Origin of the sequence: Streptomyces sp. NPDC026673 (genome assembly GCF_040638135.1) — a bacterium.
Lineage (GTDB): Bacteria > Actinomycetota > Actinomycetes > Streptomycetales > Streptomycetaceae > Actinacidiphila.
Window position 1 is genome coordinate 1 of record NZ_JBEZXR010000003.1, and the last position, 14,518, is coordinate 14,518.

A 14,518-nucleotide genomic window follows, 5' to 3' on the forward strand; every position below is an offset into this window, starting at 1 on the left:
CATATCTGGCGTTGACTTTTGGCACGCTGTTGAGTTCTCAAGGAACGGAAGCTTCCTTCGAGACCGTTTCACCGGCCCCTCCGGGCTTTCCCTTCTGTGTTTCCAACCTTACCAGATCCGTTTCGCGTTTCCGCTCTTCGTTTCCGGCCCCCTGCTGGAGCGGGGTTTTTGTCTCCGGGCTTTCGCCTTTCGACGTCTCCGACTTTATCAGACTCTTTCGGGCCCGATTCCCGCCGGCGGGAATTTCCTGCTTTTGCGTTTCGGCCTTTCGGCTTTCGCGCTCCCAGACTTTAGCAGATGCTTTCCGTCTGATTTACCGCACCGCTGTGAGGGCACACGTTTCCGTGGCGTTCTCGTCGCGGGGGTTGTGCCAACGTACTGGAGGAGCCCGGTCGGAGCAAATCGGCGGTGCCGTGGTGTGCCCGCGCTCGCGGGGGTGGCAGACTGAGTGGTCTGGACCACTTGCTTGGAGGCTTCATCATGACGACTGTCTCGTCGCCCCTGAACGGGCGCGTCATCGGGCTGGCCGCGGTGCCCGACCCCGTATTCTCGGGGGCCATGGTGGGGCCCGGAACGGCGATCGACCCCGTGCGTGAGCCGTCGGTGGCCGTGTCGCCGGTGGACGGTGTGGTCGTGTCGCTCCACGCGCACGCCTTCGTCGTGGTCGACGCGGAGGGGCACGGAGTGCTCACTCACCTCGGTATCGACACCGTGCAGCTGAACGGCGAGGGCTTCGAGGTGCTCGTCAACAAGGGCGACACCGTCGTGCGCGGCCAGGAGATGGTGCGCTGGAACCCGGCGGCCGTGGAGGCGGCGGGCAAGTCCGCGGTGTGCCCCGTGGTGGCGCTCGAGGCGACGGCCCAGGCGCTGACCGGTCTCGTCGAGGACGGCGAGGTGACCGCCGGGGCCGCGCTCTTCTCTTGGACGTAGCCTTTCGGCAAGGCCACTCCCGACGCATATACACAGGCAACGCGGTCGCGAGCGTCCGCGACAACCGGAGACGGGTGAGATGGAGACAACGCTGCGAGGCGTCGGTGTCAGCCACGGTGTGGCGATCGGCGAGGTACGGCACATGGGAACCGCGGTTCTCGAGCCCCCGGCCAAGCAGATTCCCGCCGACGAGGCGCCGCGCGAGCAGGCGCGGGCGCGTCAGGCGGTCGATGCCGTGGCCAACGACCTGATCGCCCGCGGCAACCTGGCGGGCGGCGAGGCGCAGGCGGTGCTGGAGGCCCAGGCGCTGATGGCGCAGGACCCCGAGCTGATGGCCGACGTGGAGCGCCGTATCGCGGTGGGCAGCTCGGCGGAGCGCGCGGTGTACGACGCCTTCGCCTCCTACCGGGCGCTGCTGGCCAACGCGGGCGAGTACCTGGCGGGACGGGTGGCGGACCTGGACGACGTCCGCAACCGGATCGTGGCCCGGCTGCTCGGGGTGCCGATGCCGGGTGTGCCGGACAGTGACGAGCCGTATGTGCTGATCGCACGCGACCTTGCGCCGGCGGACACGGCGCTGCTGGACCCGTCGCTGGTGCTCGGCTTCGTGACCGAGGAAGGCGGGCCGACCAGCCACAGCGCGATCCTCGCGCGGGCGCTGGGCGTGCCGGCGGTGGTGGCGCTGCCGGGCGCCACCGAACTGGCGGAGGGCACGGTCGTCGCCGTCGACGGCAGCACCGGCGACATCTATGTCGACCCCAGCCGTGACCGGCGGGCCGAGCTGGCGAAGGCCGCGGAGGAGCGCAGGGCCGCGCTGGCCGCGTCCTCGGGGCCGGGTGCCACGTCGGACGGGCACAAGGTGCCGCTGCTGGCGAACATCGGCGGCCCCGCCGATGTCGAGGCCGCCGTGAAGGCCGGCGCCGAGGGTGTGGGCCTGTTCCGTACCGAGTTCCTCTTCCTGGACGACTCGAAGAAGGCGCCGTCGGAGGAGAAGCAGGTCGAGGCCTACCGGCGGGTGCTGGAGGCCTTCCCCGAGGGCCGGGTCGTGGTGCGGGTGCTGGACGCGGGGGCGGACAAGCCGCTGGAGTTCCTGACGCCGGCGGACGAGCCGAACCCGGCGCTGGGCGTGCGCGGTCTTCGTACGCTGCTCGCCCACCCGGACGTGCTGCGGACGCAGCTGACGGCGCTGGCCCGGGCCGCCGAGGGCCTGCCGGTGTACCTCGAGGTCATGGCGCCGATGGTGGCGGACCGGATCGACGCCAAGGCGTTCGCCGACGCGTGCCGGGAGGCCGGTCTGCACGCCAAGTTCGGGGCGATGGTGGAGATCCCGTCGGCGGCGCTGCGGGCGCGGTCGATCCTTCAGGAGGTCGAGTTCCTCTCGCTGGGTACGAACGACCTGGCGCAGTACACCTTCGCCGCGGACCGCCAGGTCGGTTCGGTGTCGCGGTTGCAGGATCCCTGGCAGCCGGCGCTGCTGGACCTGGTGGCGGCGGCCGCCGAGGCCGCGCGGGCCGAGGGCAAGAGCTGCGGGGTGTGCGGTGAGGCGGCCTCCGATCCGCTGCTGGCGTGTGTGCTGACGGGTCTGGGTGTGACGAGCCTGTCGATGGGCGCGGCGTCGATCGCCTATGTGCGGGCGACGCTGGCGAAGTACACCCTGGCGCAGTGCGAGCGGGCGGCGGCTGCCGCTCGGGCGACCGATACGGCCGAGGAGGCGCGCCGCGCGGCGCAGGCGGTGCTGTCCGGGGAGTGACCGCTGCCCGTCCTCCCGAGGGGCGTCCCACCAGTGGGTGGGACGCCCCGTGGTGTTCCGGGGATCAGCCGTCCTCCGGGGGCGGGAGGACGAATCCGGGGCGGTGGAGGACTCCGGGCTCCGGGGGGACGGGGTCGCCGGACGCGGCGTCCGTGCAGTAGGCGTTGAACACCTGCGCCTCGGTGAGGGGTTGGAGCCAGCCGTCGCGCAGGGTCCAGCCGCGGACCTCGTCCGGACGGCCCGGCGGGCTGCCGCGCCCGTCGCTCGTGCCGCTGCGCAGGACGACGCCTCCTGGGCTGTCCTCGGCGATCCCGGCGGCGAGGACGGTGCAGCAGACCAGGGCCTCGGCCTCGACGAGGTGGACCATGCCCTGGTCGTCGCAGCGGGCGTGCAGGGCGGCCAGGAGGGTGCCGCCCTCGGCGGGCACGCTGCACACCAGGTGGTGGTGGCCCGGTCCGGCGGCTTCGAGGAGGCGCATCAGGGCCTGGGAGGCGCGGTCGAAGGAGGTGCGGGCGAGGTCGTCGCCGCAGCCCGCGCACTCCCCGGCGGCGGCCAGGATGCCGGAGGCCCGTTCCCAGGTGGCCTGGCGGCCCGCCTCGTACTCGAGCTCGGTGACGAGGAGTTCGAGGGGCTGGCCCGTGTAGGGGACGGTGGGGCCGGCCGTGGTGACGTCGGCGGCGTACCGCGTCCGGGTGCGTGAGCTGTCGGGTTCGTGGCCGGTGTCGGCGCAGTACTCGGCGTACTCCCCGGGGTCGAAGGGACCGACGCGGACGTGGATCCCGCGGGAGGCGAGGGATCGCAGGAGGCCCTCGATCTGCCGCAGGTAGGTCGCGTGGTCGTCGAAGGTGAAGCTGCGGTAGGCCCGCATGGCGGCGAAGTCACCGGGATCGGTGAGGACGGCGACGGTGGTCGGCGCCTCGCGGCGCAGGGCGCGGCGGCCGGTCCTCGCCGCGCGGCGGGCGGGGCGGCTGGTCTGCTTGCGGTGCTTGGTGTGTGCCATGACGGCTCCCCCTCGGTACGGCGGTCAACTGTCACTCACCGTAATCGACGCCACTGACAGTGACCGTTCCGTTGGGGACCGCGGGGGTCTTCGGGGCGGCGTCCGCAGGGCGTTCCCGCTGGTCGAGCCGGTCCAGGCGGCGGCGCACGAGGGCCCGCTGGCCGACGGACACGGCGGCGAGCCCGGTGCCGAGGCCGAGCCAGCCGAGCGGCCCCGCGGCCATGACGGCGGAGGTGAGGAGTACCGGGCCCGCCGAGCGCTGGGCCGACTGCGCGAGTCCGTGGACGCCCAGATAGGCGCCCTGGGAGCGTTCGGGGGCGAGTGCCAGGGACAACTCCCAGGAGATCGCGGCATGGACGATCTCCGCGGCGGTGAAGGCCGTGGCGGCGACGACGAGGGCGGCTATCGCGATCCCCTCCGAGTCCGCGGTCGAGACGGCCATGGCCACTCCCGCGACGAGGAAGGCGGCGCCGAGCAGTGGCAGGGAGGCGGCCGCCTTGCGGGGCTCCTCGCCGAGGCGGCTGAGGCGGACCTGGAAGAGCACGACGAGGATGTTGTTCAGGACGAAGAGCAGGGCGACGAGGCTGTGCGGCGCGACGGTCGCGGTGGCGATCCACAGGGGCAGGCCGACGTTGAGCGCCGTGTCGTCGAGGAGGAGCAGGGTCTCGGTGGCGGTGTACGCGAGGTAGCCGCGGTCGCGCCAGGGGCTGGTGGCCGGGGCCTCGCTCCGGGGCGGTGCCCCGCCGACGGCGGTGGACGCGGCGGTCACCACCCGCGTGGGGGACGGGGGTTCGGCGCAGCGCAGGACGAGCAGGGCGGCGCCGGCGAAGGAGAGGGCGTCCCCGGCGAGCATGACGCGGTAGGCGGTGTCGGTGCCGACCGCGAGGGCGACGGCGGCGGCGAGTCCGCCGAGGCCGAATCCGATGTTCACGACGGTGCGCTGCAGCGCCTGGTAGCGGACGCGGTCCGGGCCCGCGACGCGCGCGGCGTACAGCTTGGTGAGGACGGAGGCGGCGCGGTCGCCGAGGCTGCCGAGCGCCGCGATGGGCAGCAGCAGCCAGAACGTGCCCGTGAGCAGGATCCCGAGGGCGGCGGCGGCACGCAGGGCGTGGACGGCGGGGAGCAGCCGGGTGAGCGGGACGCGGTCGGCGACTCGGCCCGCGACGGGCGTGCCGGCGACGCCGACCGCGCCGGCCACGCCGAGCAGGAGGCCGATCTGGTGCGGGGCGAGCCCGGCCACATAGGTGTAGTAGAGCGCCGAAGTGCCGTACCAGAGGCCGGATCCGGCCTTGTCGGTGAGGCTGACCCACAGCAGGCGGCGGCCGTCGCGGCCGCCCGGTATGAGGTCCTCGATGTCGCTGCGGCTGCGAGGGAATCGCATGCACTGCCCCCTTGACCCCGAAGTTTGTATCGGTACATACTTTCGAATGTGGCAGCACAATATGCGATCAGCGGCACGAGCGCCAAGGCCATTGCCGCGTCCGTCGAACGGGGCGTGGCCGACGGCGCGTTGTCCCCCGGGGCCGCGCTTCCGCCGGTGCGGACGCTGGCCGAGCGGCTGGGCGTGAGCCCCGGCACGGTGGCGACCGCGTACAAGGAGTTGCGCGGGCGCGGCATCGTCGTGACGCGCGGGCGCGGCGGCACCGTCGTCGCGGAAGCCCCGGCCGTGGCCTCCAGAAGGCCGCCGAAGGTGCCGGCCGGACTGCGGGACCTGGCGGGCGGGCATCCGGATCCGGCGTTCGTGCCGGAGCTGCCGCCATCGGTGAGTGTGGAGCCCGGGGTGCGGTCGCACCGCGCGGCCCCGCGCCTGCCGGAGCTGGAGGAGCTGACCCGCGCGTGGTTCGACCGCGACGGGGTGCCGGCGCGGGACGTGACCTTCGCGCACGGTGCGCTCGACTGTGTCGGCCGCCTGCTCTCCGTCGAGTCGCGGCCCGGCGACGCGGTGGCGATGGAGGATCCGGGCTACCACCACCTGCTCGACCTCGTGCCCGTGCTGGGGCTGCGCATGCTGCCCGTCGCGGTCGACGACGAGGGCATGCGGCCCGACGCGCTCCGCGACGCGCTGCGGGCCGGGGCTCGGGCGGTGGTCTGCAGTCCGCGCTCCCAGAACCCCTACGGCGGCTGCTTCTCGCCGGAGCGGCGGGACGCGCTGCTCTCCGTCCTGCGGGAGGCGCCCGACGTGCTGGTGGTGGAGAACGACCACGCCGCGGAGATCGCGGGCGTGCCGCTGAACAGCCTGACCTCGGGAGGGCTGCCGCGCTGGGCACAGGTGCGCACGGTCACCAAGTACCTGGGTACGGACCTGCGGTGGGCGGCCCTGGCCTGTGACCCGACGACACTGGCCCGGCACGACGGGCGGCTGCTGCTGACCTCGGGGTGGATCAGCCATGTGCTGCAGGGGATGGTCGCGCGGCTGATGACGGACGCGGCGGCGCAACTGCTGGTGGCCGGCGCCCGGAACGCGTACGCGGAGCGCCGGGTGGCGCTCATCGGCGAACTGGGGCAGCTCGGGATCACCGCGCACGGGGCGAGCGGGCTGAACGTGTGGGTGCCGGTGCGCGACGAGGCGGCGGTGGTGAACGGGCTGCGGTCGCGCGGGTGGTGGGTGGCCGCGGGGGCGAGGTTCCGGCTGGCGGCCGGGCCCGGGGTGCGCATCACCACCGCGGAACTGCGGCCCGCGGACGCGCGTGCGCTGGCCGCCGACTTCGCCGGCGTGCTCGGGGAGTTCGGTGCGACGTACGGGGGGTGAGGCGAGCCGGGCCCGCCCCACCCCGGCGGCGCTCAGCCCCGCGTGCGGGCCAGCTCCTCGTAGAACCTGAGCAGGTCCAGGTTGTCGACCGAGCCCGGGTTGACGGCCTTGTCCAGGGGCGTGCCCTGGAGCAGCTTCTTCACCGGGACCTCGATGCGCTTGCCGGTGAGGGTGTGCGGGATGCCGGGGACCGGGACGATCTCGTCGGGGACATGACGGGGGGAGAGCTGCTCGCGGATGGTGCGCTTGACCTTGTCGCGGAGGGCGTCGTCGAGGACCGCGCCCTCGGCGAGCTGGACGAACAGCGGCATCCAGTAACCGCCGTCGGGCTGCTCGACGCCGATGACGAGCGACTCGCGGATCTCCGGGAGCCGTTCGACGGCCTCGTAGATGTCCGCGGAGCCCATGCGGACGCCCTGGCGGTTCAGCGTCGAGTCGGAGCGGCCGTGGATGACGACCGTGCCGCGCGAGGTCAGGGTGATCCAGTCGCCGTGCCGCCAGACGCCGGGGAACATCTCGAAGTAGCTGTCCCGGTAGCGCGCGCCGTCGGGGTCGTTCCAGAAGTGGACGGGCATCGACGGCATGGGGTTGGTGACGATCAGCTCGCCGACCTCGTCGGTGACGGGCTTGCCGTACGCGTCCCACGCCTGGAGGTCGGTCCCGAGGCAGGGGGCCTGGAGCTCGCCGATGTACACCGGGAGGGTGGGGACGCCGCCCGCGAAGCAGCTGCAGACGTCGGTGCCGCCGCTGACGGAGGCGATCCAGACGTCCTCCTTGACCTCGTCGTGGATCCAGCGGAAGCCGTCCGGCGGGAGCGGGGAGCCGGTGGTGGCGACGCACTTGACGGCCGGCAGGTCGTGGTCGCGGCCGGGGTGGACGCCGGCCTTGCGGCAGGCGATGACGTACGCGGCGGACGTGCCGAAGACGGTGGTGCCGGTGCGCTCGGCCACGCCCCACTGGGCGCCGGTGTCGGGGAAGCCGGGGCTGCCGTCGTACAGGACGATCGTGGAGCCCGCGAGCAGGCCGCCGACGAGGAAGTTCCACATCATCCAGCCGGTGGAGGTGTACCAGAAGAACCGGTCACCCGGCCCGAGGTCGAGGTGGAGGCCGGTCTGCTTCAGGTGCTCCAGCAGGATGCCGCCCTGGGACTGGACGATGGCCTTGGGCAGGCCCGTGGTGCCGGAGGAGTAGAGCACCCACAGCGGGTGGTCGAAGGGGACCTGCTCGTAGACGGGCTCGTGGTCGCCGGAGACCACGGCGTCCCACTCCAGGGTCCCCTCGGGGGCGGGAGTGCCCAGCAGCGGGATGTGGACGACGGCGCGCAGCGAGGGCAGTTCGGCGCGCAGCTCGGCGACGACGCCGGTACGGTCGTGCTCCTTGCCGCCGTAGCGGTAGCCGTCGACGGTGAACAGGACGACGGGCTCGACCTGCTGGAAGCGGTCCAGGACGCTGCGGGCGCCGAAGTCCGGGGCGCAGGAGGTCCACACGCCGCCGACGGCCGCGGTGGCCAGCAGGGCGACGACGGCCTGCGGGATGTTGGGCAGGTAGCCGCTGACCCGGTCCCCGGGGCGGACGCCGAGGGCGCGCAGCTCGTGGGCGAGGGAGGCGACCTGGCGACGCAGTTCGGCCCAGCCGGTCTCGCCGATCTCGTGGCGCTCGTCGAGGTGGAGCAGCGCGGGCGCCTGCGCGCGGGCCTCGTCGTCGGCCGGGCGCAGGGCGTGCTCGGCGTAGTTGAGGGTCGCCCCGGGGAACCACTTCGCGCCCGGCATGGAGGCGTCGGCGAGGACGGTCTCGTACGGGGACGAGAAGCGCACGTCGAACCACTCGACGACGGAGCGCCAGAAGGTCTCGGGCTCGCGCACCGACCAGGCGTGCAGCGCGTGGTATCCGGCGACGGGGTCCGCGAGGTCGGCGGCGGGCGCGCCGTGGTGCTCGGCGGCCCAGGTCTGGAAGCGCGTCACCTGGGCACCGGAGACACGGTCCGGGCCGGGCTGCCAGAGGGGCTGCTCGGTCGCCGGGTCGGCGGTGGACTCAGGTGTGGTGCTCATGGGGCGACTCCCGGACGGTACGCGACGCTGCGTGATGTGCGGCTGGACCCCGGCCGGGCGGAATGTCCCCGGTCGCGGCTGGGCAGGACGATGCCACGTGATCGTCTCGGGCGCCAGGGCACACCCCACACATTCGGGGGTGGAACCATGTGCCGGGCCGCCAGGTGGAAGGTGGCCGGCCGGCGGCGGGGGCGGCCGGGAACGGTGAAAGGGTGGGCCTTATGGATGCTCGGGACCTGGTGCGACAGGTACGGCAGGTCGGATCGGCGAACGGGCTGAGGGCGGTGCGTGCGGCATGGCGGCGGCAGCGCACCGACGCGAGGGACCTGCCGCGGCGCGGGCCGGAGCGGGCGAGGGTGCCGGGACCTGCCGAGGGCGCGGATCCGCTGCCGGGCGGCGGGGTGGTCCGCTTCGCCCGGTCGAGCCTTCGGGTGCGGGTCGCGGTGGGCGGCGCGGTGTTCTGCGGCTGGGACGGTGCCGAGCCGGAGCCGTCGTACGCGCTCGACGGCGGGTGTCCCGACGCCGACACGCGGGCGGTCATCGAGCCCGACAAGGACGGCTGGCGGGTGGTGTCGGAGCGGATCACCGTCCTGGTCTCCCGCCACGGGGCGGTGGAGTTCCGCACCCCTGGCGGTCTGCTGCTGCGGCGGGACCTGCCGCCGCGCTGGTGGGATCCGCTGACCGCGACGGAGGGCGCGGAGCCGCGCTGGGTGCAGCGGTCGGAGACGGCCGCGGACGCGGCGGTGTTCGGGCTCGGCGGGCGGGCCTCGGGACCGCGGCTGGGCGAGGGGACGTACCGGCTGTGGAACACCGACCCCGGCGGTGCCTTCGAGCCAGAGACCGATCCGCTCTACATCACGATGCCGGTGCAGCTGGTGGTCGCCGACGCGGGCGGCCATCTGGTGTTCCACGACAACACCTGGGACGGCCGGGTCACCCTGCGCGACGGGGAGGAGGGCGCGGGTTCCGGCCACGACCGGCCCGGCGGCTGCGAGGTGCGGATGGACGGTGGCCCGCTGCGCTACTGGGTGATCCCCGGCACGCCCGCGCGGATCCTCGCCTCCTGGACCGCGCTGACCGGGCGGCCCGCGCTGCCCCCGCGGTGGGCGCTGGGCTACCAGCACTCGCGCTGGGGCTTCGGCACGGCGGCGGAGGTGCGGCGGGTCGCGGCCGGTTACCGCGAGCGCGAACTGCCGCTGTCGGCGCTGCACCTGGACATCGACCACTACGACGGCCACCGGGTCTTCACCGTCGACCGCGAGCACTTCCCCGACCTGCCCGCGCTCGCCGAGGAGCTGCGCGGGCACGGGGTGCGCCTGGTGTCGATCGTGGACCCGGCGGTCAAGCTGGAGCCGGGGAACCCCGTCCACGACAGCGGGGCCGCGGCCGACGCCTTCGTACGCGACGCGCAGGGGCGTCCGGTGCGCGGCGTGGTGTGGCCGGGCGACGCGGTCTTCCCCGACTTCACCGACCCGCGGGTGCGCAAGTGGTGGGGCGGGCTCTACGCGGAGCGGCTGACGCAGGGCTTCGCCGGGGTGTGGCACGACATGAACGAGCCGGTGTCCTTCGCCGCGTTCGGGGACACCACCCTCCCCCGGTCCGCCCGGCACTCCCTGGAGGGCCGCGGCGGAGACCACCGCGAGGCGCACAACGTGTACGGGCTGGCCATGGCCCGGGCCGGGCACGAGGGGTTGCGCGAACTGCGCCCGGACGCCCGGCCGTTCCTGTTCTCCCGCTCCGGGTGGGCGGGCATGCAGCGGTACGGCGGGACGTGGTCGGGCGACGTGTCGACGGGGTGGCCGGGGCTGCGCTCCTCGCTGTCGCTGGTGCTGGGGCTCGGCCTGTGCGGGGTCCCGTACTCGGGCCCGGACGTGGGCGGCTTCACCGGGAGCCCGTCGCCGGAGCTGTATCTGCGCTGGTTCCAGATGGCCGCCTGGTTCCCGTTCTTCCGCACCCATTCGGCGCTCCACGCGGGGCACCGTGAGCCGTGGGAGTTCGGGCCCCGGGTGCTGGAGGCCGCGGGGGCGGCGATGCGCGAGCGCGAGCGGCTGATGCCGTACCTCTACACGCTGGCGCACACCGCACGGCACTCCGGGGCGCCCTATGTGCGGCCGGTGTGGTGGGGCGATCCGGAGGACCGCAAGCTGCGTGCCTGCGGGGACGCCTTCCTGCTGGGGGACGCGCTCCTGGTGGCCCCGGTGCTGGAGCAGGGGGCGACGGAGCGGGCGGTCCGGCTGCCGCGGGGCCGGTGGTACGACACGGCGACCGGTGCGGCGTACCAGGGGCCCGGGCAGGTGCTGCTGCCCGCGCCGCCGGAACGGATCCCGGTCCTGGCGCGGGCGGGCGCCGTGGTGCCGGTGGCGGAGGAGGACGGCACGGTGGCGCTGGAGGTCTGGGCGCCGGCTCCCGGGCGTACCGGGGGCGGCACGCTGATCACCGACGCCGGGGACGGCTGGGCCGACCCGCGGGTGGAGCGCTTCACCTCGCGGGTGGCGGACGGGGAGGTCGTCGTCGTCCGTGAGGAACACGACGAGGTGGGGTACCCCGTGCGGGTGCGCGGCACGGTCGACGGGTAGCGGCCGCTCAGCGATGGGCCGTTCCGTGGCGGCGGCGCAGTAGTGGCGGTTCCGTGGCGGCGGCTCAGTAACGGCCGTCGAACCAGTTGCGCACCGCCTCGGTGTGCAGCGGGAAGGCCAGTTCCACGGGGGCGAGGATGAGTTCCCGGCCGTCGGTCTCGTCGGTGACGGCGGCGGGCGGGAGGTCCTCGGCGGCGCGCTCGGGCAGGAGGCCGAAGACCAGCAGGTGCCCGGTGTCGCCGCTGAGGGCGTCCGCGAGGCGGACGTCCCCGGCGGCGGCCTTGATGCCGGTCTCCTCGTCGAGTTCGCGGACGACCGCCTCCTGCCAGGTCTCGCCGAGATCGACGAACCCCCCGGGCAGCGCGAGCAGTCCGCGCCGCGGCTCGATGGCCCGGCGCACGACGACCAGCCCGGTGCCCTCGGCGGTCCGTACCGGGAGCAGGGCGACGGCGACGGGGAGCGGATTGCGGTACGTGACGCCACCGCAGGCGGCGCAGGTGCGCGACCAGCCCGCGTCGGGGGCGAACTCCGTACCGCAGGAGGAGCAGTGGCTGTCCTTCTGACGAGTGGTCACGCGCGGACTGTATCCGATGGGAGTGCCGGGCACGGGTGGCCCTTCCGGACCGGGTGCCGTGCCGGACCCTGTCCGTCGTGTCGGGGCGGAGAGGGCAGACGCAGCGGAACCGCGGCGAACGACGACGACGCCGGGCGAGAGCCGGCGGCACGCGACGCCCTCCCGCCTATCCGCGCGGCCTCCAAGAGGGCACACTGGCGTCCGTGACACCCGAATCCCTCGGCAAAGGCGCCAATCTCCCGGTTCCCGTGCCCGCCGTGCGGGCCGTGCTCGACTGGACCGCGGGGCCCGGCGTGCCCGACGTCGACGCCTCGGCGCTGCTGCTGGCCGGCGACGGACGGGTGCGCTCGGACGCCGACTTCGTGTTCTACAACCAGCCCGCGCACGCGTCGGGTGCCGTGCGGCACACCGGGAAGCAGGTGGGGCCGGGGCCGGCGTCGGACGCCCTCGACGTCGACCTGGCCCGCGTGGAGCCGGCGGTCGAGCGGATCGTGCTGTGCGCCTCCGCGGACGGCGGGACCTTCGGGCAGGTCCCGGGGTTGCGTCTACGGCTGCTCGACGCCCGCAACGGGGCCGAGATCGCGCGGTTCGACATGGGGGCGACGACGGAGACGGCGTTCCTCGGCGGTGAGCTGTACCGGCGCAACGGGGTCTGGAAGTTCCGGGCCGTCGGGCAGGGCTACGCCTCGGGGCTGGCCGGACTCGCCACGGACTTCGGCATCTCCGTGGACACGCCGCGGACTCCCGAGGCGCCCGCGGCGCCGGTCGCACCTGCAGCCGCGCCGCCACCGCCACCGCAGTACCCGCGGCCCCCGCTGCCCGTGACGGTGCCCCCGCCGGCGCCCTTCCCGGCCGCGGCCGCTCCCCCGCCGCCGGCCGTACGGCTCACCAAGGGCGAGGAGCACCTGCCTCCCGACATGCGCAAGCGGCTCAGTCTGCGCAAGGAGCAGGTGGCCGTCAGCCTGCGCAAGCACGGCGCGACGGACGTCGTGGCGCGGGTGATCCTCGTGCTCGACGCGTCGGGCTCGATGAGCGGCCTGTACGCGCGCGGGGTCGTCGCCGACGTGGTCGAGCGCATGGCCGCCGTCGCGGCGCAGCTGGACGACGACGGCGAGATGCAGGCATGGACCTTCGCCTCCCACCCGGCGCGCCTGCCGGACCTGACGATCGCGGAACTGCCGCTGTGGCTGCGCCTGCACGTCCGGGTGGGCGAGCTGAGCCTGTTCGGCCGCCCCAAGAAGCCCCGGCACGGGCTGCAGCCGGGCCAGGTCGACATGCGGTTCGTCGGCATCCAGAACGAGGAGCAGAAGGTCATCGCCGAGGTCCGGGGCTATGTGCGGGCCAACCCGACGGCGGCGCCGACGCTCGTGCTGTTCTTCTCCGACGGCGGCGTCTACCGCAACGCCCAGATCGAGCAGCAGTTGCGGGAGGCGGTGGAGGAGCCGGTTTTCTGGCAGTTCGTCGGGATGGGCCGGGCCAACTACGGGGTGCTGGAGCGCTTCGACACCCTGCCGGGCCGGCGCGTCGACAACGTGGGGTTCTTCGCCGTGGACGACATCGCCACCGTGCCGGACGCCGAGCTCTACGACCGGCTCCTGTCGGAGTTCCCCTCCTGGCTGACGGCCGCGCGGCAGGCCGGGATCCTTCGCTGAACCTCCCTTTTGTCGGCGGCCGTGGGCCCGTACGACTCCAGGACGACCGGCGCGCCGAGCGCCTCACCGACCGCCTCCGACCAGGCGGCCGGGTCGGGGCCGGGCACGTCCCAGCGGGCCGGACGCGCCTTCAGCAGCCGTGCGGTGAGGGCCGCCTGGCGGTCGAGGTCCCCCGGAGGGGCGGTGGGCAGCCGCGTCTCACCGGTGTCGTACGCGCGGACGAGCCGCAGCTGCGGGCAGCGGCGGGGCGTGTCGAGGTGGGTCACGGCGAGGGCGTCCACTCCGCCGCAGACGTCGACGGCGTAGCGGTGGGCGACGGCGTCGAAGTGGCCGGTGCGGAAGGCGCCCTGCCACGGGCCGTGGCCGTTGTGCGGTTCCGGCAGCAGCGGCGCGAGTTCCGGGTCCTCGGTGACATGTGGTCCGGGGCCGTGCCGGGTGGTGTACGTCCGTACGACGCCGAGCCGCCGGGCCTCACGTCCGGCTTCGGCGAGCAGGGTCTCGGCATTGGCGAACGTGGTCGTGGACCAGGTGGTGTACGGGTGGAAGCCGTGCCACTCGTCCAGGAGCACGCCCTGGGCGCCCTCGAGGACGACGGTGCCCTCGCGCAGGACCCGGGCGAGGTGGCCGTCGCCGGTGAGGGTGACGGCGCGGGCGAAGGCGGTGAAGGCGTCGGCGCAGTCCTCGGGCGGCGGGGCGGGCAGGCGCCGGCCGAACTCGTCGGCGAGGCGGTCGCGCAGGAGGCGCAGCTTGCGCAGCAGGCGCGGGCGTGAGGCGCAGTCGCCCGCGGTGGGGGCGTCCTCGGGGTGGGCGAGGGCGTAGCCGGCGGTCTCGCCGATGCCCATGCCGCAGGAGCCGTGCCGCGCCGCGCCGCGTGCCTGCTCCCGCAGCCGGTTGGCGGCTGCGTGGTACGGGGTGGTGAGGCGGGCCGCCCGGTCGACGCTGAGCAGGGCGTACGGCGCGCGGACCCCGAGGGCGGTGAGGTGGTCGGCCTCGGCGGCCAGCGCGAGGGGGTCCACCAGCATGAAGCGGGACAGGTGGGTGGGGACGCCCTGGAGGGTGCCGGAGCCGAACTGGGCGAAGGTGTGGTGGCGTCCGTCGGTGGTGACGACGTTGTGCGCCGCTTGGGCTCCGCCGTTGAAGCGGACGACCGCGCGGACCGGCTCGGTGGCGCAGAGCCGGTCCACGACGGTGCCCTTGCCGGCGTCGCCGTAGCCGAGGTCGACGACGATGGTGTGCACG

10 protein-coding genes are annotated in these 14,518 nt (G+C 74.1%); 5 read left to right on the forward strand and 5 right to left on the reverse strand.

What is annotated here, in order from left to right; all coding sequences use genetic code 11:
- Nucleotides 1-480: 480 nt before the first annotated feature.
- Both AB0F62_RS03055 and ptsP read left to right on the forward strand, forming a co-directional pair.
- The gene (locus AB0F62_RS03055; RefSeq protein WP_361791519.1) at nt 481-930 is read left to right on the forward strand and encodes a PTS glucose transporter subunit IIA; all 450 of its coding nucleotides are present in this window, start codon (nt 481-483) and stop codon (nt 928-930) included.
- A gap of 79 nt (nt 931-1,009) precedes the next feature.
- Entirely contained in the window at nt 1,010-2,680 is a 1,671-nt protein-coding gene (ptsP, locus tag AB0F62_RS03060) for a phosphoenolpyruvate--protein phosphotransferase (RefSeq protein WP_361791521.1), read from the forward strand.
- 64 nt (nt 2,681-2,744) lie between these two features.
- Here ptsP and AB0F62_RS03065 read toward each other — a convergent pair whose 3' ends face one another.
- Complete coding sequence (locus tag AB0F62_RS03065) at nt 2,745-3,680, reverse strand: hypothetical protein (RefSeq protein WP_361791523.1); 936 nt, start codon at nt 3,678-3,680, stop codon at nt 2,745-2,747.
- A 31-nt stretch (nt 3,681-3,711) separates the two neighbouring features.
- Nucleotides 3,712-5,061, reverse strand: coding sequence for an MFS transporter (locus tag AB0F62_RS03070; RefSeq protein WP_361791525.1), 1,350 nt, complete (start codon nt 5,059-5,061; stop codon nt 3,712-3,714).
- A 48-nt stretch (nt 5,062-5,109) separates the two neighbouring features.
- Here AB0F62_RS03070 and AB0F62_RS03075 point away from each other — a divergent pair, with 48 nt between their 5' ends.
- A complete protein-coding gene (locus AB0F62_RS03075) occupies nt 5,110-6,429 on the forward strand; it encodes an aminotransferase class I/II-fold pyridoxal phosphate-dependent enzyme (protein ID WP_361791527.1) in 1,320 nt (439 codons plus the stop codon).
- Nucleotides 6,430-6,461: 32 nt separating this feature from the next.
- Here AB0F62_RS03075 and AB0F62_RS03080 read toward each other — a convergent pair whose 3' ends face one another.
- The gene (locus AB0F62_RS03080; RefSeq protein WP_361791529.1) at nt 6,462-8,477 is read right to left on the reverse strand and encodes an acetoacetate--CoA ligase; all 2,016 of its coding nucleotides are present in this window, start codon (nt 8,475-8,477) and stop codon (nt 6,462-6,464) included.
- 221 nt (nt 8,478-8,698) lie between these two features.
- Here AB0F62_RS03080 and AB0F62_RS03085 point away from each other — a divergent pair, with 221 nt between their 5' ends.
- Entirely contained in the window at nt 8,699-11,053 is a 2,355-nt protein-coding gene (locus tag AB0F62_RS03085) for a glycoside hydrolase family 31 protein (protein WP_361791531.1), read from the forward strand.
- Between the two features lie 64 nt (nt 11,054-11,117).
- Here AB0F62_RS03085 and AB0F62_RS03090 read toward each other — a convergent pair whose 3' ends face one another.
- On the reverse strand, nt 11,118-11,627 hold the full coding sequence (locus tag AB0F62_RS03090; protein WP_361791533.1) for an NUDIX domain-containing protein: 510 nt from the start codon (nt 11,625-11,627) through the stop codon (nt 11,118-11,120).
- A 203-nt stretch (nt 11,628-11,830) separates the two neighbouring features.
- On the opposite strand from AB0F62_RS03090, the gene AB0F62_RS03095 reads away from it, so the two are divergent.
- Nucleotides 11,831-13,279 carry a VWA domain-containing protein gene (locus tag AB0F62_RS03095; protein ID WP_361791535.1) on the forward strand — a complete coding sequence of 483 codons (1,449 nt, stop codon included), beginning with the start codon at nt 11,831-11,833 and terminating at the stop codon, nt 13,277-13,279.
- Here AB0F62_RS03095 and AB0F62_RS03100 read toward each other — a convergent pair.
- Complete coding sequence (locus AB0F62_RS03100) at nt 13,210-14,517, reverse strand: adenylosuccinate synthetase (RefSeq protein WP_361791537.1); 1,308 nt, start codon at nt 14,515-14,517, stop codon at nt 13,210-13,212. The genes AB0F62_RS03095 and AB0F62_RS03100 overlap by 70 nt on opposite strands.
- Nucleotide 14,518 lies beyond the last annotated feature (1 nt).